Annotated in this window: 19 protein-coding genes and 1 pseudogene; 6 read left to right on the top strand and 14 right to left on the bottom strand. The window is 43.5% G+C overall.

The annotated features are described in order from the left end of the window. Positions 1 to 987: 987 nt before the first annotated feature. The 12 genes and pseudogenes from PUT07_RS35495 to PUT07_RS30680 form a co-directional block, all read right to left on the bottom strand. Positions 988 to 1,895 (bottom strand): annotated as a pseudogene (locus tag PUT07_RS35495) (transposase). A 113-nt stretch (positions 1,896 to 2,008) separates the two neighbouring features. Next, positions 2,009 to 5,314, bottom strand: a complete 3,306-nt coding sequence (locus tag PUT07_RS30730; RefSeq protein ID WP_274472597.1) for a UvrD-helicase domain-containing protein — start codon at positions 5,312 to 5,314, stop codon at positions 2,009 to 2,011. Beyond that, on the bottom strand, positions 5,307 to 8,204 hold the full coding sequence (locus PUT07_RS30725; RefSeq protein ID WP_274472596.1) for a PD-(D/E)XK nuclease family protein: 2,898 nt from the start codon (positions 8,202 to 8,204) through the stop codon (positions 5,307 to 5,309). Before PUT07_RS30725 ends, PUT07_RS30730 begins: the two co-directional genes overlap by 8 nt. 207 nt (positions 8,205 to 8,411) lie before the next feature. After that, positions 8,412 to 8,738 carry a hypothetical protein gene (locus tag PUT07_RS30720; protein WP_274472595.1) on the bottom strand — a complete coding sequence of 109 codons (327 nt, stop codon included), beginning with the start codon at positions 8,736 to 8,738 and terminating at the stop codon, positions 8,412 to 8,414. 515 nt (positions 8,739 to 9,253) lie between these two features. Beyond that, positions 9,254 to 10,018 (bottom strand): DUF4230 domain-containing protein, encoded by a 765-nt coding sequence (locus PUT07_RS30715; RefSeq protein ID WP_274472594.1) that lies wholly within the window; start codon positions 10,016 to 10,018, stop codon positions 9,254 to 9,256. A 206-nt stretch (positions 10,019 to 10,224) separates the two neighbouring features. Beyond that, positions 10,225 to 10,821, bottom strand: coding sequence for a vWA domain-containing protein (locus PUT07_RS30710; RefSeq protein WP_274472593.1), 597 nt, complete (start codon positions 10,819 to 10,821; stop codon positions 10,225 to 10,227). A 468-nt stretch (positions 10,822 to 11,289) separates the two neighbouring features. Next, complete coding sequence (locus PUT07_RS30705; protein ID WP_274472592.1) at positions 11,290 to 12,240, bottom strand: helix-turn-helix transcriptional regulator; 951 nt, start codon at positions 12,238 to 12,240, stop codon at positions 11,290 to 11,292. 131 nt (positions 12,241 to 12,371) lie between these two features. Further along, positions 12,372 to 12,959 carry a zeta toxin family protein gene (locus PUT07_RS30700; protein WP_274472591.1) on the bottom strand — a complete coding sequence of 196 codons (588 nt, stop codon included), beginning with the start codon at positions 12,957 to 12,959 and terminating at the stop codon, positions 12,372 to 12,374. 224 nt (positions 12,960 to 13,183) lie between these two features. Beyond that, a complete protein-coding gene (locus PUT07_RS30695; RefSeq protein WP_274472590.1) occupies positions 13,184 to 13,384 on the bottom strand; it encodes a hypothetical protein in 201 nt (66 codons plus the stop codon). A gap of 103 nt (positions 13,385 to 13,487) precedes the next feature. After that, positions 13,488 to 14,240: a hypothetical protein gene (locus PUT07_RS30690; protein ID WP_274472589.1), complete on the bottom strand. Its 753-nt coding sequence runs from the start codon at positions 14,238 to 14,240 to the stop codon at positions 13,488 to 13,490. Positions 14,241 to 14,326: 86 nt separating this feature from the next. After that, positions 14,327 to 14,659 (bottom strand): helix-turn-helix domain-containing protein, encoded by a 333-nt coding sequence (locus PUT07_RS30685; RefSeq protein WP_338000786.1) that lies wholly within the window; start codon positions 14,657 to 14,659, stop codon positions 14,327 to 14,329. 42 nt (positions 14,660 to 14,701) lie between these two features. After that, complete coding sequence (locus PUT07_RS30680; RefSeq protein ID WP_274472588.1) at positions 14,702 to 15,553, bottom strand: hypothetical protein; 852 nt, start codon at positions 15,551 to 15,553, stop codon at positions 14,702 to 14,704. 588 nt (positions 15,554 to 16,141) lie between these two features. Here PUT07_RS30680 and PUT07_RS30675 point away from each other — a divergent pair. From PUT07_RS30675 to PUT07_RS30650, 6 genes are all read left to right on the top strand, one after another. Beyond that, the gene (locus PUT07_RS30675) at positions 16,142 to 17,467 is read left to right on the top strand and encodes a tyrosine-type recombinase/integrase (protein WP_274472587.1); all 1,326 of its coding nucleotides are present in this window, start codon (positions 16,142 to 16,144) and stop codon (positions 17,465 to 17,467) included. 1 nt (position 17,468) lies between these two features. Further along, positions 17,469 to 18,563, top strand: coding sequence for a tyrosine-type recombinase/integrase (locus PUT07_RS30670; RefSeq protein ID WP_274472586.1), 1,095 nt, complete (start codon positions 17,469 to 17,471; stop codon positions 18,561 to 18,563). Between the two features lies 1 nt (position 18,564). Next, the gene (locus PUT07_RS30665) at positions 18,565 to 19,527 is read left to right on the top strand and encodes a tyrosine-type recombinase/integrase (protein ID WP_274472585.1); all 963 of its coding nucleotides are present in this window, start codon (positions 18,565 to 18,567) and stop codon (positions 19,525 to 19,527) included. 181 nt (positions 19,528 to 19,708) lie between these two features. Further along, positions 19,709 to 20,887, top strand: a complete 1,179-nt coding sequence (locus PUT07_RS30660) for a tyrosine-type recombinase/integrase (RefSeq protein ID WP_274472584.1) — start codon at positions 19,709 to 19,711, stop codon at positions 20,885 to 20,887. Positions 20,888 to 21,076: 189 nt separating this feature from the next. After that, positions 21,077 to 21,319: a hypothetical protein gene (locus PUT07_RS30655; protein WP_274472583.1), complete on the top strand. Its 243-nt coding sequence runs from the start codon at positions 21,077 to 21,079 to the stop codon at positions 21,317 to 21,319. A 1-nt stretch (position 21,320) separates the two neighbouring features. Beyond that, on the top strand, positions 21,321 to 21,713 hold the full coding sequence (locus PUT07_RS30650) for a retropepsin-like aspartic protease (RefSeq protein WP_274472582.1): 393 nt from the start codon (positions 21,321 to 21,323) through the stop codon (positions 21,711 to 21,713). A gap of 365 nt (positions 21,714 to 22,078) precedes the next feature. Here the strand turns inward: PUT07_RS30650 and rlmD are convergent, their stop codons facing one another. Both rlmD and PUT07_RS30640 read right to left on the bottom strand, forming a co-directional pair. Then, positions 22,079 to 23,671: a 23S rRNA (uracil(1939)-C(5))-methyltransferase RlmD gene (rlmD, locus tag PUT07_RS30645; RefSeq protein WP_379241010.1), complete on the bottom strand. Its 1,593-nt coding sequence runs from the start codon at positions 23,669 to 23,671 to the stop codon at positions 22,079 to 22,081. Positions 23,672 to 23,746: 75 nt separating this feature from the next. Next, positions 23,747 to 24,742: a diacylglycerol kinase gene (locus PUT07_RS30640; RefSeq protein WP_274472683.1), complete on the bottom strand. Its 996-nt coding sequence runs from the start codon at positions 24,740 to 24,742 to the stop codon at positions 23,747 to 23,749. Positions 24,743 to 24,744 lie beyond the last annotated feature (2 nt).

Below are 24,744 nucleotides of genomic sequence, written 5' to 3'. Positions count from 1 at the left end.
ACCTCGTTTATCTGGAAGAACTCTTGAATATTTCAATACAGAGATTAAAATCACATAATGATAATTACATTTTTAAGTATACCACTTCGATAAAGTAATTCTCTTAAATCTCACAAAGCCTTTTTCCATAAAAAAGGGTTTAAAATATAGCCAGCCGTTGTCCGACGAATATTACTTGCTAAGCTGAATACTATAGTAGTTTATCAGCCCTAACCAGTTTTCTCGGATTAATATGGGTATGGTGCATGTTCTGTAGTTCATTCATATCTTCTCCATAAGTAAATCTAGTATTGGTAATTTTATGAGCAATTAGTTCATTAGTATTATAAATTCGACTTTTCGAGCAAATTTCCTCCAGAAATTAATAACCCTTTATTTTACTTATTGATTATAATGAATCCGTTTATCCATGAGAATCACGTAAATGTAAGATGGTCCTTTTAAGTGCTTTCCCTTCACTCGTTAAGTAAATTCACCGCCGCTTATTTAGCGAAATACTCCTCCATCGTGGGTCAACACATTTGCCCAAACGTTCTTGATATCTAACACGTTTATCCTCCCACTATAAAGTAATGTTTTCTCCTGTTTTTTTCCTTTTTTCCTATCTTCTCCTTTTTTTCTCACGTAATCTCAATATTTCAACGTCAACAGATTGAGCGATAATAGCGAAGGATGTATCCTGTGCTACTGTTTGATATCAGAGCGTAGGCGGGAACAGAGCTTAGGGTATCAGATTCCAAAACTGTGAATAATTCAATACGATCGCACAGTTGGATATCCACATTCACCCTCGGGGTTTACCCTCCCATGTCACGCTGGGTCTATGCCTCACATTCTTTCGTCCTACCTCTCAAGGGGTGGATGCCGATTCTTGCTCCTAAACGGGGTCGATGCCCTTATGGAATGTAATCCTTCGGCTGCTCCAGTGCTTCCGTTGTCTTCGTTAAAAAATTGAAATGGACAATAAGTTCTACAGTTCTTGCTTTGTTAAGCTGCCACTTGTATCTGGATCTGATGAACCGGCCCCATTACATCATTTGCAACGTATTCTTTCTGCTTGGTTACTAATGTAAAGAGAATTCGAATAAGCCTTCCACATAACGCGATAATGGACTGCTTCTTCTTGAGCGGATTTCGACTTCTCGTTGTATAGTAATGGTGCAATGCCTTGAAGGCAGGATTCTTCGCTACCATCGGCATCACAGCCCGAAACAACAATGCCCGAAGTCGTGATCGCCCGCGTTTACTTATTCCTGTCTTGCCTTTTCTCTTGCCCGAGCTATTCTCTTTCAAGTTCAGACCGGCCAAACGAATGATTTGTTGCCCATGGTCGTATTTGTGGATGTCTCCTACTTCAGCCAGGAACCCTGCTACCGAATGGCCAGTTCCATTCGGGCTGCTTCTACGCCATCTGTAAGTCCGATCGAGGTCGAGGCTGTAGCCACGAGCTTCTCCGCCCGTTTTATGCCTACTCCACGCTTCACATCTGTCTTCCAACGTTCCAGGATGCCTTAGAACCCTTAGCCACAATCTCGGCGGGCAATGAGACTCTCTCAACGTCATAACCGATGCCTTGCCTTCCCAGACTTTGAAGACGCTTGTATACTCCGGGAAGAAGCGGTCAATCACGGGAACCAGTAGTGCCCGGTGGGCTCAATTCCAAAGACGATCTCCGTCTTGGCATGTACTTGTTTAAGCTCTTTCATCCACGTCGCTAACTTCATGAGTCCGCTCGCATTATTGTGAAACGTACAGTCCTTCCCTAGCTCAATGCCGCGAAAATCTACCGCACGAGCCACGTGAACTTTCTTCGCGATGTCTGCTCCAACGACCAACGTGGATTCTTTAATTCGTGTAATACGTTGATTCTGCTTTTGCTTCAGTTTATACTTCATGTTGAGTGCTTCTTTTCGTATGTGGGATTTGTTCTTTGGTCGGAACGTTTCCCAGTATACAAGAGGCGCTTTTTGCGTTCAAAGCTCAAATTACTTCATTACAGGAATAGCTCCTACCTTACAGTTACGTATCTTGGTAAACTAACAAAATACAACCCCGCTTCTTTCACCCTGTAACCAAAAGTTTGCTCCCATTCTGACGCATAAGCCAATACCTGCGGCTGGTAGAAGTCAATGAATGATTGCAGCTTCTCTTCTGTTACGCTGTCCGTCTTGAAATCAACAATAACCCAGCCATCCTCTTCCTCGAAGAGGAAGTCAATGACTCCACGAACATAGGCATACTTAATTGAACCTGTTCCTTCCATTGCGACCGCAACCTCTGACGCGGCACTCCCAGCATCGCTAGAAACGCTGACTTCACCGGCATTCTTTCGGATCATCAGTGGCACCTCGAATAAGCGGCGGCGAGCACGCTGGCTACGCTGCCAGAGTTCGCTGGCTATTACGCTTCTTATAACCCGAGCGGCTTCGCTTACGTGATCCTCATTCATGCCTTCCTCATCCGCTAAAAAGCGTATAGTGTCCTCGAGTTCAGACTCTGGTAAACCCTTGCCTAGCATCTCAATAGTACGGTGAACGACACTTCCGAACGCCATTCCTTTGCCTTCCGCGGACCATTCCGGCGTATCGCCGGCTGCTTTCGTCTGGCCGGTGACAGATAAGACTGCGTAAGTAGGCTCACTAATCGCATTCAGCCTCATCTTTCGAACTTCCGCAACATTTTGCAAATCCGGCCCCTCGGTCAACTCCGTCTTCTTCTCTGGCTTCATCACCGGCACATCAAGTTCGCGTGCGAGATTCATCCCATCTACGAGCGGTGTCCAAGGGCACTTCGCCGGTTGATCGGGATACAAGCTTATAACGAGCATCTGCTTCGGGCGTGTAGCCGCGACATAAAGTAACCGATCTTTCTCTGCATTGGAAAAAGCACGCTCTCGTTCGTTCATCTCACCCCATCCTAAGGGTTGAGCGATCACTTCCGTTTTGAACTCTCCGATTGATTTACTTATCGTAAAGTAACCTGTAGCCGGATCTGCGGAACGATCTATATACTGCGTCGCATCATGATCAGACTCCCCGCAGGGACAGGCTAAGAAGACTACGGGCGCTTCTAGTCCTTTGGCTTTATGCAGATTCATAATCCGGACAGCCTGGTTGCCGCCAGCGTAAAGGCTCGATGTTTCCATCCCTCGATCCGCGAGTATGTGCTCAATCAATCGACACAATTCCGCCCAGCTTGAACTCGCCGCAGGATCTCCATGTAACAGTTGCAGCATTCTCACCAATGTCCCCGCACGAACAGAGCCTGCCGGCAGCGTCGACACGTACGGCAGAACACCGAGATCATCCACGATTCGGCTGAATGCGGTGGCTGCGCTTAACGTGCGAACCCATCCCTTATATTTCTGAAGCTTTCCAAGCACCGTAACAACTGCCTTGGCCTCATCCCTGCAAGCCTCCAATGCCGGTAAGTCAAATAACGAGAACGAAAATCCGCCCTGCTTATACGTCCATAATTGCCGATCACTCAAGCCGAACAGCATTCCGCGGATAACAGAGAGTAGAGCCGGTTTATCTGCGGAATCCTCTAAAAACCGTACCAGCTGTAATAATGCGAGCAGTTCCTCATAGACTGTCGTACTGCCCGAAGTATCAGCCGGTACTCCGAACAAATCCAACTGTTCTGCGTACAGGTGGATGAACTCCCTCGTTTTCGTCAGAATCAGAAAATCACTCGGAACCGCATTTCTGTTTCCTCTATCACGATCTACAATCTGCAAATTACCATTATTACACGCCCACGATATATATCTTGCAATCTGCTCAGCATCTGTTTGTGCGACGGCAGCTTTGCCTCCCGGCATTTTGGGATAATTAAGCACGTATATCCCATGTGGCGGTTTACAAGCGCCTTTGGGATTGTCCGCACGTGTCTCCATATTCACGAACGCAGCCTGGTACTCCGTTTCCGAAGACGGAAATTTGCCGACAAACTGACCATTTATGTAATCGCCGATGGAATGTACAGAACGGAAATTAGCTGCTAGACGACAAACCGCACCGCACTCCTGGATGCGCGCCTTGACTTCGTTATAGATAGAAATATCCGCCCTGCGGAAACGATAGATTGATTGCTTCGGGTCCCCGACCACGAATAAGGAACCTGGCCGTGGTGTAAGCCGCCGCCAGTTTTTCTCGAATACCTCAACCTCAGCGCTCCCTGTGAGTAGAAACATCAGCTCCGCTTGAATCGGATCCGTATCCTGAAATTCATCGACAAGCAGCCTCTGGTATCGTTCGGCGAAATACGCTCTTACTTCACTATTTTCACGTACAAGCTTGGCAGCTTCCATGAGTAAGTCCTGGAAATTCAGTTTTCCCGCGGCGTATCGGCGTGTCTTGTAATGATCAAGTACAGGCCGCACGAAGCGGATCAACTTCGGATACATATATTCACGCCATTCCTGAAGGAACGGAAAAAGTACGTTGATCTGCCAATCGGGAAAAAGCTTTTTCATCTCGCCGGCATGTTCTTTGGATGTCCACCTATTCAGCGTCACGTCGAGCTTGCGGTCAAACTCCTTTGCGATATCGAGAATTCGCATATCATCCGACAAGTCGATGTAGCGCATCTTCTGATGCGTCTGCCTGACAAGCTTCTGAACCGTATCCCAGCCTTTCTCAGGCTCCACCGTCGGAATATAGGGCGCTGCAGCATCGAGCAAAGGAAGCAGAGTTTCCCGAATTCGGTCAAAATTGGGCTGCTCCCGCTCCTCGCAAGGAAGCTCAACATCAGTAAACAAAAACACACGATCAAATACGTCTCTAAGGGTATTAACATCCACACGCAGCGACAATAACTCTTCGAATTGTAACCGCGCTTCTTCATCCAGCTCAGCCATGTAATCATCCCAACAACTCGCGCGGAATTGCTTATCACTTACTTCGTCCATTTCTACAAATGATGGATCCAGCCCTGCCTCAATGGGACGCTCGCGCAATAGCGATCCACAGAAAGAATGGATGGTTCCGATGAAGATCAGATCAAGATTTCCCAGTGCCTCGGACAACCGCTCCCGAACTAAAGAAGCATCCAATGATCTTCGATAGGCTTTCTCCAACGACAGTCGGAAACGTTCTTTCATCTCGTCTGCAGCTTTGTTGGTAAAAGTAATAGCCGCGATTTGACTGACACTAACGCCGGATTCGATCAATGCCAGAAGCCTGCCAACCAAACTGGTCGTTTTACCCGATCCAGCCCCTGCCTCAACAAGCAAAGTCGTATTTAAATCCGTCAGGATCCGATCACGGTCAGATTGGTCTGCAGGTGCCGTAAGGCCGTACGATTCAGTCATGTCCCTCCACCTCCAGCAACGTACTTAGAATATCAGCATTTACAGACGAATCACGTTTGCCCGCCATCCACTCCGCATGAGATCCGCACACGGCTTGGTAATCACACCACCCACAGACCATCGAATCTTTAGCTGGGACATAAATCCCTCGATTCCGAGATTCCAGCAGCTTTGCAATAATAGTAGCCAGGTCTTCTCTGCGATTCTGAATTCGTCTTACCTTCTCGCCGCGTCCACGCTCCGTTGGAAAATAATATTCCGCCTCCGTCACCTTGGCTTCGGGATCCCTCCCTGTTTCGCGGAGCCACTGCTCTACAGCAAACGAATAGATCGCATGCTGCATCTGTGTTCCGCCGCAGAAATATGCTGCAGCCTTGTACTTGCTGGTACTGCCCGTTTTATAATCGATAATGCGGTACTCGTGTGGTCCTATCCGATCGACCCGGTCGACAAAGCCTTTCAGCTTAAAATGAATGCCGCCAGGCAAATCAATCCCTATGGGCTCCCCATCCTGCGCCTCGAGCTCTAATTCGAAGAAGCAGGGTTGATCCGTTCTGCCGACTTCATGGAGATAAAATATTTCCATATCCCGCCGGATTTCTTCACATTCCTTGATGAATACATGCTGATTAGGGGCAGGGATGGATAGCGCATTCTCCCGGATTACGGTTTCCGCGATCTCGACCAGTCGGCCTTTGTCATGCAGGGCCGGTTTCGTCCCTTTGTCCGTAACGTCCTCCAGATACCGTCTGAAAATATCATGCAGCAAGGAGCCTCTCTCGCTTGCTTGCAGCCAGCGGGTCCGGTCGAATTCCGAGACATCCTTCGGACGAAGCTTCAAGACATAGTAGAAATAGTATTGCAGCCCGCAGCTCGCATACTTCTCTAACTGACTCACACTAATAGCATCGCTGCGTTGAACGTCATCTAAGCCATGAGGGCTTGTAGAAGGGTCGATCTCCAGCCAGCCGTCGTAGTCTGATAACTTCTTATCTAATCGGAATGCTATGGCTTTATAACCCGCGGCAAGAGCAGGGTACGTTTCCATCATAGCCTGCCATCCATCCTTGGATTTGCTATTCGGTTCCTGGAGCCGCCCCGCCCAAGCATCGATTCCGTCAAACGGAGCAGATTCACCGGTCGTATGAATGATATCCATCACACTGTAGGGTTCACCTAGTGAGTGCTCCAATGCCCCAAAATCTAATGACGAATCTCCTGACTGCAGCCGCAGGATTTGAAGCATTTCAAAAGAGGGACCTTGGTTCTTTTGCTCCCCTATATCATAAGAGGAGTAGCTTAGCCATATCTCTCCCCGAATTTGAGACAGCCGGGACTCACGTTCGTTCCTGACATTCTTCGCACGTTCCTTGGCAGTCTCCAAGTGCTTAGACAGCGTAATACGTTCTTCATCCAAGAGAAGAGGGTCTTGAACCGCAGATATACTCCAAGTTCTCTCATCCATACCCAAGATCCAAGTCCGCTCTCTTCCGCTCCACCCGCCGTTTTGTAGGGAGCTAATCTGAATCGCACCCGGTTTCGGTGTTACTGAGGCGCGAATACGAATCCCGGCTAACATCTCTTTCACGTACTGGACAGCCAACTCCATCGGCATGGGTTCCGATGGACTTGCTAAATAACGCTTCGTCATCTCCTTCAACGCTGCTCCTACGTTTGCATCATCCGGTGACCGTACCGGCACATGCTTCTGAACAAAATCCGTCACCCACTTTAATAAGTTAAATGGATTCCATTCATTGCCTTCGGGCAGCCGATCAAACCAATCTTTCAAGTAAGTCAATAAAACAGTGCCTAGCTCCCGCTCTTCCTCACTCAGTCGTTCTGGACGAAGTAAAGCAAGATACCTTTCTCTCCCCCAACCAATACCGGACTTCTCCAGCAAGCGAACCCAATCGGTGCGAGACCAGCGTTCATCTGAGAACGAAATATAGCCATGTCGCAGCATTTCCGTAAGCCTCTTTACCGGGAAACCTTCTGCAATCCATTCCAGTATCCCTACAACCGCTTTCCCAGCATCACAAAATACAAGAGGCAACCCGTTCGAGAGCGTACATTCAACGCCCAGTGCTTCTGCATGCGAGTGAATAATGGGTGCATAATGCTCATAATCAGACAAAATGATTTCCATCCGATCAAGAGCCGCGGGGTCCGATAGTATTCTTCGAAATCCCTCTCTGACTTCCGCCAAACTTCCGGTTGCGCAGAACATCGTGAATTTATTGGTTGAAAAATATTCGTTTATATAAAATGGATCATCCGGATCAAGGAAGCAGAGACGATCACCCGAAAGCTTGTGGATCATATTCCGCTCTACGAACGTCCACCCTGTTGGCGCAAGCGCTAGATAGACGGTTTCGTCCCCTCCTGGTTTCAAGTAGTCAGCCAATCCGGCAACATCTGTCCGTCCATTTTCCCGCAGATACGTCTCGTAGAATGCGAGCATTCTTTTCAAATATTCGCCTTTAAGCAGATTTGTAAAACATTCCGCCTTCACTTCATCCGCACGAAGACCGGCCAACCGCATATCGGATATAACACGATTCACCTGATTGACGATACCGGGCTTCAACATCGATTCGTTTATATAAGTCATTGGATTCTCTATGGCCAACTGCTTCATCAACTCACGGACAACCCAAACAGCCTGCCCCTCATCAAGCAGACTGATTTTTCTGCGAAACAGCTCTGGCTTTGTATTTGCGGTCACTATTCCGCGAAGAGTCTGCACTTCTACGTTAAAGACAGCTCCATAACGCTTGCATATCTGCTCGAGTAGTTGGTGTCCTTGGGCATAGGATCTGGCCAACAACACTTTCGGAGACAATGGAGCCTCGTTGATTTTCTGATACAAGCGATCGATCAGATCCATGTTAAAGCCCCCTCACGAATAATCCAATATACCTAAATTCTCTAAAATACACCTACTTCCCTTCCACTAACCGGAACTGAAGGTGAGTCTTATCCTTATTTTAAGACTTCCTATGGGCAGCAGTATGTCAGCGAATGTACGTTCTAGAAAACGAAATACCTCGCTTTGGATCAAGCGAGGTACATCAAATATTGTGATTAATATAGTCTAATTCGCTAGCGTATCTGCAATTAACCCATAAATGTAAACCGTATTTACCGATTTTCGTACGGCTTCTTGACTTACAGAAGTCCCGTTAAGCCGTAAAAGATAATAAGGAAATACTCTCTCAAATTCTTCAAACGTAATCGTCCTGGGCATTTTCAGAGTGGAACTTGGTACGTTATCCTTTGCTTGACTGATGATAAGTGTAGTTCCATCAGTACTGACTCGAAACCATAAAGGTGCCCTTTTATTTTGTGGGACGGTGTGAATCTCAAAAGGTTGGCTATTAGCACGCTCGATAATTCGATCCCATGCCTCTACTACATGCAAGGTCTTGATCCTCCCTAATCATTTCACTTGCTTGAATCAATTTCATAATACATGGCTCTCAGTAACCGGACTAACAGAAAACCTTGAATGTGGTTATAGAAATCCTTGTGCAGCTTGTTTCATGGACTGCTGATTTAATCGATTACATGCCAGTTTCATACAATTGTACGTCAATGTAACCAGTAGAGCGAATCGCAACTTTTCCGTCATTCAGACTTCCAGATTAGAGCAGCACTCTAAGGACACACTCCAAGGATGTATTGACTCTGGGTGCTGACAGTCAGATGCCCTTTGTATCCTTACCAAGACACGTTTTTACCTTCGTTGCTTTTCTTCACTCCTCATTGCGGGGCGAAGGGGATTAATACACTCAAACTAAATTAGAAAAGAGCCAAAAATATTTGGCTAATGATTGTAAATTTCTTCAGTAAGTAGAATTCAACAAACCTCTATGGCTCCCCCAGTAATAAATTACAGAACATGCCTGTCCCAAGTAGAATGGACAGGCCGTCCCGTTAATTAAAAGTGACTTTTACCGTATATCCAATATTCTTAAAGAATTCCTTTAACACTTTTTCTGCATTCTTCTCTGCAGTATCTAGTAAACCACCAGAGATGGCATCTTGACGAATTTGCTCTTGTGCCTTTGCGGCCAGGGTATACCCCTCGTCCCATTTAATATCACCACGGAATAGTCCACCATTGACATAGGTTTGTATTTTATCCATCTGTAATGATGCGTCCTGAACAATCTTTGCATGTGGAAGGGTAATATCTATTTCTTTTGTTTCTTCATTTATAACCATGTCTTTAGAAGTAGTTCCTTTCAAATCAACACCAGCAATAACCGTCCCAGGTACAATTAATAGTAGTTCTCGCTTTGTTCCTAACAGATCAATTGAAATGTCTTTCCCAAAAATTTTATTATCCTCTTCGTGTATAACCGCTTTCGTATAAGCTTTAGCTGTTGCCAATGTGGCTAGCTCTTGAACGTGTTCAACATATGTAACAGACTTATGTTTGAAGGTACTGCCCGAAAATATCGAAATTGCTCCTGAAATGACGATTAAAGGAACAAGAATGGCCAAAATAATCTTAAATACACCAGCTTTTAAGAAAAACTTAAATATTCCTTTCGGAAGAGATAAAGATCTTGAGTTATGTTCTACCGAAATAGTTGCAGCACTTTGCATTTGTGCTTCCTTTAATTCTATTAATTGTCTTTCGAGCTGGGCAATTTTTTCATCTTTTTCTTCGATAATTTCTCTATTTGTATCCATTTTTTCACCTTTCATTTTTACTATTACAATGATTATCCTTTTAATCTCCTTACATATTCTTCAAATTAGGCGATTCTCCTTCTAAATTCAGACCAAAATTCCCACTTTTCGACACTCCAATAGTCCAATCGGACCTGGTTCTTCTGGCTTTGGGGACCATTCACTATTTTCGTTTCATCCGGCGATACTTTTCTTGATGTAGTTCCTTAACTGCCCCCATGCTCCGCAATGCCTTCCATTAATTCTTCATCGAAACCGTCGCCGACGCCCATAGCACTGATCTCGACACCAGAAGAACGGTATTCATTTGCTAAAAACAGCTTCTCGCGATCCGTGATCCCTTCGTTGGCATCGCCGTCTGACAACAGAGTGACACGGTTCACCATTCCATCGGCCTTATTCTTCCGGACATGCTGCGCACCTTCGATCAAGCCCCCGCTGAGATTCGTTGTTCCACCAACTTCAATGGTATCTATGCGCTGCTTGATCAGATCCTTATGCGTCACTTTTGCAGGCGGTAAAACGGTTCTGACTTCATCATCAAATGCAACCAGACTGAGTAAATCATGGACATTCATCTGTTCAGCGACAAACCGGCACGCTTTTTTGCTGTAAATCAGAGGCTCTCCTGACATGGACCCGCTGCGGTCCAATACCAGAGAAAGATTGATCGGAGCGCGGTTTTTGGCGTCTTTCGCCTTTCCTGCCCCATGTGCTTCGATGAGGAGATAAATCTTCTCCGCTCCCCCAGTCGGCAAAAACGGCTTACTCCATGAATGGTTAAACAACACAGGTTGATTCATGTTGCATCTCCTTTCTCCGAATAGATTTCATTAACTTCTTTGCTGCGCGGCTGTTTTTGGCAGTTATATAATTCGCCCATTTATGAATGCTGATATATTCCAGAATTCCAAGGCACGTGATTAAAATAATGGTATTCGTCCTTTCATTTCGAACATAACGCCAATAGGTCTGATCAAAGTAGACTGCAGGTTTCCCTTTCCACTCCAAAAAACACAAATCTTTTCTCGGTACCTTTCGCAATTGATTTTGAAAATGATAGAAGTCGTCCTGACATGTCGCCGCTCTCTCACAATAACGTTCGAAAGCGTGTTTCGTTATGATGAGCTTCATTTAGCCAATGTCCTCCTTCTTTTCGTCCTTGTCCCCCTATATTAAACTTTCCCTTGGGCACCTATTTGTCAGCGAATAGATGTTCGTAAAAAAGAAACCCCGCTTCTTAGCGAAGCGAGGCGCTCTATAGGTTACTTTTATTGATACATCATGATCCACTGCGACAACTGCTGTTTTAACGATTCCCGGACGGTTTTGGGTTCAAGAATTTCCGCCGACGGACCATACTGAAGTATCCATCTCAAAAACTCTTTTTCATTATTAACTGTCACTTCGAAAATAAGGCTGCCGTCCTTCTGATCCTTCATTCTCGGTTGTACGAATAATTCTTCTTCCTTAATGTAACGGGCGACTTCAGCATTGAACCGAACTTTGAACGTGACGTTCTTATCCCCACGATCAATAGACCACGTGTTCTTTAAGTATTTTTTGATATTGAAATCGCCTTTGTCGAACCGTTGCCCGGTAAGCTCCACTTGCTGAAAACGACTAATCCGAAAGGTCCGAATGTCCTGTGCTAAGTGACAATACCCAATCATATAAAACCGTTGATCGCGTGGAACAAGATAATAGGGATCGATTTTGCGCTCCGTCGTTTCATTTCGGTATTGAGTATGGTAGACGACGTCGATTGTTTTATGCTCCAAGATGGCTTGAATGATTGGCTGCAGAAAATTGGGGCTTTCTTGACGGTACGCAGGTGTACCCATTTGAATGACACCGACGATATCCTCAATGATATTATTTTGGCGCGATTTCTCCTTAAGATGAGTGCCCATTACCTTATCATATGCTGTATCGAAGCCTGAAGGCAGCTTGTCCTTGTCCAGCATGGAAGGGAGCAACGAAAACACGAGAGCTTCCTGTTCGGTAAAGTTAAGCGGATACAGGAAGAACTTTCCCATAAACCGATATCCGGTTCCCCTGCCCTCTCTGGAAACCGGAGCAATCAATTCGAGAATATCCATATCTCTATAAATAGTCCGAATATTCACATCGCATTTGAAAGCAAGATCTTTTGCCGAGATTCCAGGGTTCGCTTGTATTGCATTAATAATATTGAATATGCGAATGACTTTATCAATCATAATAATCCCCTCTATTTCCCATAATAGGTAACATCCATTTTTGATTATCGTATCATGGTTAGAGGAACCTATGAAGAAATACTTTAGCTAATATAACAAAAGAACAGGTCTGAATTTCCTGACTGTTCTCTTTATGTCTGAAATCTCTGCTCAATGCGTTCACCCCATTGAGGAATAGAGTCCACACGATAAGTTATTGAACCGTTATCTGCACCAAGAATAATCTTGCCTTCTATATGACTGTTGTCTATAACAATCAGATGATCAATTAAGTAAAGATAAGAAAGCAAATTTCCAATTGAAGTGTCATGTCGTCTGATAATATCCTCAGTAGGAATGTGATGCCCACCGTTTTTAACTCGAGCTGCGACTCTTTCAATATTTAATCGATAATCGCCAAGACCAACATAAAGCATTGAAACTTCAAATCCATTCGCCTTAGCATCACGCATTAAACGAATAACATTGCCCCCAGCCAATGTTGTTTCAACTGAAAACTCCCGTTTGTTATGAATACATTCCCTTGCTAATTTAATAGTTTCTTTACCTGCAGAAACTCTTCGGCCTTCCGGATGAACAGAATCCATAGCGCGAGCCAATGCATCAGGATCAATGTTGATACAAACCCCTATCCGATCTACGATGAGATTTCGAATCGTACTTTTACCGCTTCCATTGTTGCCGGCAAAAACATACATGGTTGGCATCTTATCATTCATATGAGACATCCTGGTCGGTAACGGGGACAATCTTTCCGTCGGCAAATTCCTTTACAATTTGGCCTTTATTAGTCTTATATACAATGTATGTTTCGTTGGCTTTGGCATCCAACTTAGCTCGATCACCTGTGAGTCTAATCAGCTTCTGCAAGTCCTTTATTTGATTCATCCGAACACCACCCTTGTTCCTAAATATTTGGTCTAATTTTAACAGACGTTTCTCATTACATCGGTGTATCAATTATTACATCTATTGGATGACCATCTTCAGGTCGATTGTACATACGGCAAACAGTTAATGCCGTCTTAATGCCAGAGATCTTTCCCTTTAAATATTCATCATCAGGTTTCAAACGCAGCTTTTGCTGTAATTCCACCATTTCCCGTTCAAAACATTCTATCAATCCATCAATTTCCTTCTTCAAGGGCCTCTCCTCCCAAACTAGAGTGCCTGCGCTTTACTTTAGCTAATTATATCAAGCCATTCAGTCAAAAACAGCAAGGAAGACCTCTCGGGGAGAATTTGTATTAGGATTCAGTATTCCCTTCGTCTCTTTTCACAGAAACAATCAGATCTAGCATACCTAGTGACTGAGCGTGTTCCAGAAGTTTTAACAAAGAGGCCATATTTACACTATCAAAATTAAATTGATTTAATTTCTTTACAGCTTCTAACTCTTTTTTTACTTTGGAGTTTTCTTCAATTACGCTTGCCAATTGTTTATGGAGATAAATATTTTCTTCCCTTAAATTTTCATACGAGCGAACCTTGCTGTCAGATTTTCTCTTCAATTCAATTTCATTATTTTCAAAATCCTCGTTGTCTTTTATATTTTTCGGGGTGTTATCAATGTTAAACTTTTTCAATTCAGCTTGATATTTTTCCCTTAGATGTGTATTTAACCGTACAATAGCAGCTCCAACTGAACGGCCAGTTTTTTGAGCAAATTCTTCTAATGCCTTTTTCTGTGTTTTACCCTCACGAAAATATCCTAAGACTAAACTAAGCAACATTTCGTCTTGTTCCAATGTCCAAGTTTCCCTTTTCATATTTTCATTAGAACGAAAGATAAAGGGGCTTAATTCTGCTCTATATTTTTTCTTCAAATGAAAATGAAAGCGTAAAGTAACAGCAGCAATTGTACGACCATTTCTTTTGGCAAATTCTTCAAATGCACATTTTTGTGTTTTACCTTCTCGAAGATACTGAATAATGAACTTTAACAATTTTTCGTCCTGAACCATAGTCCATGTTACATTTTTCAATTTTGTCTCACCCATACAACAATTTACACCTCCATTAAAACAATATAGCCTTGATGTTAATATTTTCATTCATTCCCATTTATATTTGAGTTCATATGTTTTTAATTATGTGAATTCAAGTCATACTCATTTGGGTTAGGCCAATTTTTTTTACACCACTGTTCAACGGCATTTCGATGAAACAGAATTCTTCTTCGAACCCGGAAATGTGGAATTTGTTTCTCTCGAACCATTGCATACACTGAATCTGTTGAAACCCCCAGAAATGACGCAAGATCCCGAACTGAAAAGACAGTATTAACCGATGTCTTTTCACTTACCTGTTCTTGATTCTTACTAATAGGTTCCTTGTTTTCCATACTCACCACCTGCTTCATCCAGTCCTCAATAAGTAAAATCAAGCTATTCCTAACAGCATCCTTATTTTTATTCATAAAAAATCAGCCTCCTTATTAAGGGAGGCTTGACAATTTACATTATTCTACTCGTAAAGACTTCACGAAGTCCAAATCTGCTCGATATTCGGGTGGTGTAATATGAGCTGGATCCCCACCAATGATAGCCAAATTTAGATGGTTAGGAATCACAGTCCGGATAATTCCAGTTTTCTTAACCATAGGCTCGAGTAAATTAACTAACGTTTCAAATGCTCCTAATTGCAGTCCGGCGTCCGCATACTCAAGTAAAAACGAACCATATTTAACTTCCAAACGCAAACGTAACTTACTTCCTCGAATATTTAATATCATCGGAATAACGTCATGATAAGAAACTGATTCAATTCCTTTAATAATCGTCAAAAGCTCATACTCGGTAACAACGTGATGGCCAGTCTTCTCAAAATGAACCGTAGTCCACTCAAGCTCAGGTTCATCAAAAAGAATCCAACTAGGCGGAACCCTCATTAAAATCGCAAAAAATGAAATCACTCTATCATCAATATCGGTTTTAATAATAGGAGTAATATTTCGTATCATTAGTGGCGAAACTCTAACTTCACGTCTCTTTTTTTGCCGTCCGAGAAATTTTCCAGTTAGATCCTTATGAATACCGTAAAAATCATAAAGTTCCGTCTGTGTGAAGCCCAGAATTTCTTCCCTAAGTAGCACTATTCGGCGATGGTGGAGTTTCAGCTTTAACAGAAATCTCCGATATAAATCCATATCGTTATGACGAACCCAAGTTATTTCCGGCCACGGCAGACTATAGTGCCCCCTGGCATCTATTCTTTTGCTGAAATACTCCTCAGCCGCCATATTTCCAACAGTGACTTTTTTAATACATTCGATGCCTTGCTCCAATGGACTTTCATAACTTGGCTTTTCCATTTCCATCACCAAGTTAAAAATATGCCAATAGCAAAGATCAGTCTCTACAAGACTTATACAAGTCTTCTATTTTGTGCTTTAGTTTATGGGATACCCTAAGTAAAGGTTGATAAATATGGAGGCAATAAACCCGAATTGCAACAGAATGAAGGACACCAATTGGTAACACAATTCTTCGGCTCATTTGCACCACCCCTTTCTTAAGGTCAGATTGGGTAAACCATAAACATCAACCACTTCAAATACGAAAAAAAGACTATTCATGGGCAAATGCACCACAAATAGTCCTCGATCACTTTATCTCATTAACGTATTACATCAACAAAAAGAAATTCACATTAATCGCATTTAATGTGCCACTCGTGGAATTAAATGGAAATTTACGGACAAAATAATAATATCCACATAAATACGACTAAACACCTAAATGGTGAATTAAAAATAATTGTCCCTTAAGAGAGACCATTTAGAAATTAGAATTTCCCCTTGCCCAGGCAGGAGACGCGAAAAAAAATAAAAACAAAAGGTATATTAGTATACTACCACGGCATCTGATTCTTAACAATAAATAAATTGGAAGATATTCAGATGAACAAATTAGAAATGAAAGGCGACCTAACTATGAATCAGTTAAAAAAAGAAAACGTTCAATTCCCTATTGAAAATGAATTCCCTAGCAATCCAGCTCTTGTTCGACTCGATGATTATACTTTTCGGGATTACTTACACAACAAAGGATTAGATGCTGACACATGTTCTTTTCACGTTCAATTTTTTTTCGTATTTATGGCTACTATTCCATTCCATACAATCACAATCAATAATCTAAAAATATCAATTCGAAAATATAAAGAGCATCTTGATCGTGTGATCATTTCAAGGCGTGATTTTGTGAGCAAACGTAATGAACTTTTAAAATGCCTTACTTACTATATTCAATACTTGTTTGAGATTAAAAAAATCGACGTTAGGCCTGATTTTTCGTTAGTACAATTTAGTGATCCAATATTTGATGACTTGGGCTGCCAATACTTTCGGGATTACATTCGATCCTTTATAAAAAGGGGGTATTCATATGTATCCGACAAAATTAATTCTATAAGACATTTTTTAAAACGAATTCCAATCCCACCCTGCAAAGTTGAAAAGTTAACTTTAGAACATGTTAAGAATTATGAAAAAATTTATTTTGCAGAACGTGTAAGTCGGGAAGAAATTACGGTTCAAACAGCGAGAAGACAGTTAGATCGAGTCAAACGTTTTCTAAATTACTTAAGAGACACGAAGGTGATTCGCTTTTCCTATACTTTAACCTGTGATTTCGTTGACACGGGAAGTCGAGACAACGAATATGTGAAATCTGAATATCTAATCAAGTTTTACAACACAATTTTGCATTGTAATACCCTTACATCAGAGAAATATTTGTGTATCTTTCTGCTGCTTATTGAAACCGGCTGTAGGCCCATAGAAATATGTAATCTCAGGTATTCTGATTTTCACGAAACTGAGTCCCTCATTTCGTTACATTGTATTAAATCTGATCGTAGACAATTGAAAATTGATCCCTATATAAAACAATTTGTTATTAATTACATCCATAAACAACGCAAATGTCTGCTGCCTAACGAATTCATATTCGTTGACGAAGGAGGTACACCACTAGTTACCAAAGATATTAGCGAAACAATTAGACGGTACAATTACTTAACCTTCGGGCAAATTGTTTTTTCCGCAAAATCTTTACGGCATACATTTATCACCAATGCTTTAGATGAGAAAAATGATTTTGATAAAGTATCAAAAACTGTTGGTCATAAGGACTGGAGAGCTACGATGCATTATTTGCATCGTAGTGTCAAGCGGATGTTGGACAATACGCTACCCTTTAATCCAAATACAAGGAGTTACTAAAATGAGCTTCCAAATGAATTCGACTTACGATTATCATGAAATATGTGAAGAGCTAGGGATCCCCTTCGACAAATTTATTGACTTTATACGCAAAGAGCATGTATCCGAAAACCCTGAAAGCAACCTCACGGTTGCAATCCCAATTACAGAAGCAATCGAATTATATTTATTAAATTTACAACTTAAGGTTGATATTAATAGGAGGTCAAAGGAAACATATACAACATATAGAAGCTTTTTACTGAATTTTTGTGACTTTTTGGAAAACAAATATCCTAACACTAATCTATCTCAGCTTAATGAAATACATTTGGACAAATACCTCAAAAAGATTCAACCGCGAAAAGGTGAATCATCAGTATATACTGCGAACACCTACACAGGTATTCTTCGAAATTTCATTAAACATTGTCATAGAGAGAAATGGATTGACCATGATTTTCGATCACGATTTGAGTGGGAAAAACGTATTTTACTCCCCCGTTATATCCCTGATGAGCAGATGGATGTATTGCTTCGAGAATCTGTACAAATGATCAATGGTTATCGTAATCACGCTATACTAAGTGTATTAGTGGGTACGGGACTTCGTATTCGTGAGCTTACATGTTTACAGATCAAGGATATTGATTTCAATCGCAAAGTGATCTTTATCCAAAAAGGAAAAGGAAGCAAAGAACGATATGTCCCCTTGTATCCTGAAGTAGAACAAATTATCTTGGACTATCTTAATATTACTGGTGTGAAGGAACCCTTAATAAATCGAGAAGGATATGTTTTTGTTGCAACCGATCACGATATAGAGAGAAAAAAGATGATTACCAGAAACGCTATTGAGAAAATGCTAAAAAGATTGTGCAAACGTGCTGGGTTACACGAAGAATTTACCCCACACGCACTACGTCATACTTTTGCAGTTAGATGCTTAAAGAATGGTATGAGACTGGAGTATCTAAGCCAGATATTGGGACATACCAATATTAATACCACGAATATATATCTTCAGCTTCTTCCAAATGATTTAGGCAAAATGTTAACTGATAAGTTTCCATTCCCTTTTCAAGATCTTTTATTTCGTTCACTGGGAGTTGATTAAATTGAGATTGCTTACACGTGATTTATCTGACTTCTTCGCTAAACGTAATTACTCACCTGGGCGATTTTTGGATTACTCCAAACGTGTCGAACACTTCGCCAACTATTTATCCAAAAAAATTAATATACCACAAAATGAAATTGATTTAAGTCAAATAATAAAAATTGTAGATGCACGTGGCGAACTCATCGCTATCCGACCCATTAATGGAAAGATAATGGATGAATATTTCCGGGATCTTTCCATGTCTTATAGTTATTGTACACTGATAAACACCAGGCATGTATTAGTGAGCTTCTTTCAATTCCTTGAAAGAAATTATCGGTTTAAAAATCCATTACGAGAACTCACCTTCGACTTTAAATCTCTTAAACCGGTCTCTAAACAAGGCCTTACACTGTCACGACATGAAATATTAAAATTACTTAACGCAATCGTTGCTCATAGTAACCAATTAACACGAGACTTACTTTTGTTTTCTTTGCTGTTATCTACGGGCAGAAGAATTTCCGAAATTCTTCAACTGAAAATGGGCCATTTTGACTTTAGTCTCAATACATATAAACTCGAGAATACCAAATCTAAGCGGCAATTTGTTGTCCCCATGATATCTGGAATGGGAGACACCATTCAAATATTCTGTCAGAAAAATGAGCTATTACCAACTAGCTTTTTGTTTCAAGGTGTTAAAGGAAGACCCCTTACGCGTGATTATGTCTCCAGATTACTCCATAAATATTGTGATCTTGCAGGGATTAGTAGATTTAGCATACACACCACACGAAAAACATTTGCCACCTTGCTTTATGAAGAGGGGGTAGACATTTCAATTATTCAACAATTCTTAGATCATGTAAGTTGCGATACCACTCAAATATATGTAAAGTCTGGTTATATTCGAAACTACGGTTTAAAACTGAATGCCAACCAAAACCTCTATACTAAATTTAAAAGTTTGGGGTAAAGGTCTAAACAATCATAAGCAACTTCAAGCTCTCGTCAACGGCGAGGGCTTTTTTCGATGAAAAAGGAATTACTTTCGTCCACGTTTCTTCAGAAGCAATAAGGGGAAAAATGTAAGAATACTTTGCTGATTTTCATTCCCAGCAGCAGAGCATTAAACTCAGGAGTTGGAGTGAGTTAAAATGGCTAACATCCAAAAGCGTGGAGACAATTCGTGGTTCTTGACTGTAAGCCTAGGAAAAGACCACCAAGGTAAGTATATACGACGTACAAAAACCGTTAACTGCCGTACCAAAAAAGAAGCTGAAAGCGAATATGCAAAATTCCGTCAGGAAGTTGAGGCTGGTGAATATATCGCACCTCAGAAAATGACATTCGGAGCGTTTGTTAAAGAATGGCGCGATAAATATGCCGTTAAACATCTGGGTTATAAGACATTGTATACATACGAATCGAATCTAAAAATTCGTATCCTGCCTGCTTTCCAACACATGCAGTTAGAGGATATTAAGCCCCTCCATATTATAAATTTTCTCGATAAACTTGAAAAAGAGGGCAGCCGCGGAGATAAAAAAAATGGAGGGTTAGCCTCTGGAACGATCGAGATTAATCACCGTATCTTAAAAAACATTCTAAAACGTGCAGTTGAATGGAGAATCATCAAACGAAATCCGGTTAGTGACGTGCAAAAACCAAAAGTTGATTCAAAGGAGATTATCCCATATGATGAAGTAGAAGTTGAACAAATGCTTCGAGCACTGCAACGTGAACCTTATCACTGGAGGATAATGATTACTTTAGCTCTTACATCTGGGTTACGACGGAGTGAGTTGCTTGGACTTGAATGGAAGCATCTTGATTTTAACACGGGCGTGTTAGATGTTTCACAGAGCATGATCCATGCTCTGAAAGGTGAAGTTATCGTGAAACAGCCTAAGACAAAGAAATCCATTCGTAAAGTTGCATTACCAAGCTCAATGCTTAAAGAGCTAAAAGAATATTACGACTACAGAATGCAAGAACGAAATGACATCGGGGATGCATGGCGCGGCGGCAATTGGTTTTTTATGTTTTCACATACAGATGGACAACCTTTCCATCATGAACGGCCCTATCTTTGGTTTCGACAGTTCGTTAAGAAAAACGGGTTTCGATACATTCGATTCCATGATCTTCGGCATACCTCGGCTACAATTCTGATTAACCAAGGTGTTCATGCCAAAATCATTTCAGAACGGTTAGGACACGGAAGCATTACTACAACAATGAATATTTACGGCCATGCTCTTCGAACTGCAGATCAAGCCGCTGCTGATAAATTCGAATCATTCTTTACATCTAAAACTGCACAAGGACAATAATGAAGACGCCTAGGTATTTCCTGGCGTCTTAGGTTCATTTGGCTGATTTCTGATTTTTTTGCATCAATGCCCGTTGCGATTATTAATGTTAAGCATAAGATTAGCTAATATTCTCGCCGCGGCGCATCAACTCCCCCAACCAGAAGTGTGATATAATGGAATGAGAAATAACATTGTGAGGTGTTATACATGCAGTGGCAAGAGGTTCGGAACATTTACCCTGATCAGTATGTACTAATTGAAATTTTAAATTCACATACACAAGATAGTGTTCAATATGTTGACGAGGTCGCTTTGATCCGAGCAATCCAAGATCCTGACGAAGCAACTCAGGAGTTATTAAAATGTAAAAACAACAACATCGTTTATCACACCGGCCAAGAAAAGATAGCTATTGAACTAAGAAAAAATCCGTTCTACAGGAGCCGGTAAGATGCAAATCGATCTGGTCGATAATTTACTGCAAACTTCAATGGTACTAACTTACAGAGGCCGATCCCTATTAATTGATAATTTGGTCATTGATACTGGCGCTGCACATTCTTTCATCTCCTCTGACATCGTATCAAATATCGGGATCAAGTTTGAAAACGGAGATAGGCTAGTACGAAGTTTTGGGATAGGTGGAGACGAATACTCATTTATAAAGCAAGTTGATCAAATCCAGCTTGGTGATATCGTTCTAAATGACGTTAGATTAGATTTCGGAGTGTTTAATGAGGATATTAACTACATTAACGGCTTAATTGGATTAGATATTCTGAAAAGCGGCAATATGATCATTGACCTTCATCAGATGCAAATGTATCCCGCAAACTCCAAATAACAACAAGCATAAACAGTAATCCCTTGAGCAAATTATTGTAAACGCGGAAGGTGGTAGTTGTTCTTTCCATCAAACCGGAACCAGTGCAACATGGACACGGGAGCATAACCACAACAATAAACATTTATGGCCACGCTTTCCGTACTGCCGACAAGCAGCTGGCTTATAAATTCGATTCTTTTACATCTAAAACCGCACAAGGACAATAACGAAGACGCCTAGGAATTTCCCGGCGTCTTCGGTTCGTTTAGGCAGAGATCAGGTCTATTTTTACATCAATTTTACATCAAGCCTTTTTTTTAACCTCTGTAACACTAATATCTTGAAACTGTACCATACCGAAAAACCCAATAAAAACAAGGGTTTCACTTAGCTGTTTCATTCCTCACCAACAAAGCCACCGATTCTACGTGAACGGTATGCGGAAACATATCCACCGGCGTCACCTCCGCGACACCGTACCCCCCATCCACCAGCACGCGCAAGTCGCGCGCAAGTGTCGATGCGCTGCACGACACATAAACGACGCGTCGCGGCTGCAGCTCCAGGATCGTCGCGAGCAGCGCGGCATCGCAGCCCTTGCGGGGCGGGTCCACCACGATCACGTCCGGGCGAATGCCCTGACGTGTCCACTCGGGGAGGACCACTTCCGCGGGGCCCGCTTCGAAATGCACGTTCGTCATGCCGTTTAACTCGGCATTCTTCCGTGCATCCGCGATCGCCTCCTCGACGATCTCCACCCCATAGACCTGTCCCGCGCGCTGCGCCAGGAACAGGGAGATCGTCCCGATGCCGCAGTAGGCATCGACAACCACTTCATCGCCAGTCAACCCGGCGTACTCCAGTGCCTTCCCGTACAAGACTTCCGTCTGGACGGGGTTCACTTGAAAGAAGGATCGCGCGGAAATTGCAAATTTCACATCGCCGATATAGTCATAGATGACTTCGCTGCCCCACAGGACGCGAGTCTCATCCCCGAAGATAACATTGGTCTGTCTCACATTAATGTTATGGCAAATGCTTTTCACCGCAGGCAGCGCAGCCCTAATGCCATCAACCCACTCATCAACGTGCGGAATCACGCTGCCATTGGTCACCAAGACGACCATGATCTCACCCGTGCGGAAGCCGACTTTAACGACCACATGGCGCAGCAATCCCGAGTGCGACTCCTCCCTATACGCTGTGATACCCAGTCGCGAGCCAATCTCCTTCACCCGGGCAACGACCTCGTCGTTCGCCTCATGCTGAATCAGGCACTCCTCCATATCGATGATGCGATGGCTTCCCTGAGCATAAAATCCGCCAATGAGGCCTCCGCGCTCTTCCCCAAAAGGAACCTGTGCCTTGTTCCGGTACCGCCATGGCTCGGACATCCCAAGCGTAGGATGGACAATAATCCCTTGCCCTTCATCGCCCTCGCCCTCACTGGCGCGTGCACCCGCCACCTCCAGCTTCCCAATCCGCTGCAAGTTATCGACAACCTGCTGCCGCTTCACACGAAGCTGCGCCTCATAGCTGAGGTGCTGGAGCTGGCAGCCGCCGCACTCCTCATAGATGCCGCAATCCGGCATCACACGCTCAGCACTCTCTTCGACCAGACGCAGCAGCCGCGCATACCCATACTGCTTCTTCAAGTGGTCCACCCGCACAAGCGCGCGCTCAGCCGGCAGAGCACCAGCAACAAAAAGGGTAAAGCCGTTCACACGGCCTACCCCTTCCCCGTCGTGGCTGATTCCGATGATCTCAGCTTCGTATTCCCGTCCGATCTGCACCGGCAGATCCGCCATCCAGGCCGGCGCCGCCTTAGGCGCAGCATCCCTTGTTCTGACGGAATTTCTCCCTGCCCGGTCCGCACCATTCCCCGCTCCTTGACCCTCCGCATTCCCTCTACCCTGGGACTTCCCTGACCTTCTATCTTGACCTGGCGCAGAGCCAGCTTTACCTTTTGTTCTCATAGTACCCTCACTTGTTCAAATCACGCTTTTTATCAGTATTACCGCCTTAATCCCATTCCAAAAGGGGCGGTCCGCCTACTCCCGTGGCACCTGCGGCTCCACCTCAGGCTCCTCATCCATCCGCTCCTTCAAATGAAACGGCGTCGTCAAAGTCTCAATCAGCTTCTTCTTATAAATCGACTGGCCCGACTCATCGACGATGATCTGCAGATGGCTCTTCAGGTTCGTCATCACACATGGCAGCGTACCGCCGAACTCCCCATCCAGATTAAGCTGGACGTAGTCCGGAGAATTGATCTCAATATAATTCGTCTGAAAATAAATCAGATTCGGATCATTCAGATGCTCCCCGCGCAGCGCGAGGGTTACCACCCTAATAAACTCTGCAAGGTTACACTTGCGCAAGATCAAAACGTCAAACAACCCATCATTCATCCGCGCTTCCGGAACAAGCTTCTCGAAGCCGCCGACGGAGTTGGTGTTGCCGACCAGGAACATCATGACCTCGTCATGGAATTCCAGCTCGCCCGCTTTGACGTACAGCTCGATAGGTTTCAGCCTAGGCAGCTTTTCGAGTCCCTTCATATAATAGGCCAATTGGCCGATCATCGTTTTGAGCTTGCTCGGGACTTCGTACGTCAGCTCGGTAAGCGAGCCGCCGCCGGCGATGTTGATGAAGTAGCGGTTGTTGATTTTGCCGACATCGATGTCGGTGGTGAACTGCTGGATGATCAGGTCGCACGCCTGCTCCAGGTTCTTCGGAATGCCGAGCGCGCGGGCGAAATCGTTGGTCGTCCCCAGCGGCAAAATGCCCAGCGGCGGCCGCCCCTCCCGCTCCGCCATGCCATTGACGACTTCGCACAGGGTGCCGTCTCCGCCTGCGGCGATAATGAGATCGAAGCCCCGGCTCACCGCCTCGGCTGCGGCCAGTGTCGCATCGCCTTCGCCGATGGTCGCATGCGCCGATGTTTCGAAGCCGCCGCGTTCCAAGCGCTGAAGCACCTCCGGCAGACGCTTCTTCATTTCTTCCCGCCCGGAGGTCGGATTATAGATCAGTCTTGCTCTTTTGATCA

Source organism: Paenibacillus sp. MAHUQ-63, assembly GCF_028765165.1.
Taxonomy (GTDB): domain Bacteria; phylum Bacillota; class Bacilli; order Paenibacillales; family NBRC-103111; genus Paenibacillus_E.
The sequence above is the reverse complement of the archived record's forward strand: the minus strand, read 5'-3'. Positions and strand labels throughout refer to the sequence as shown.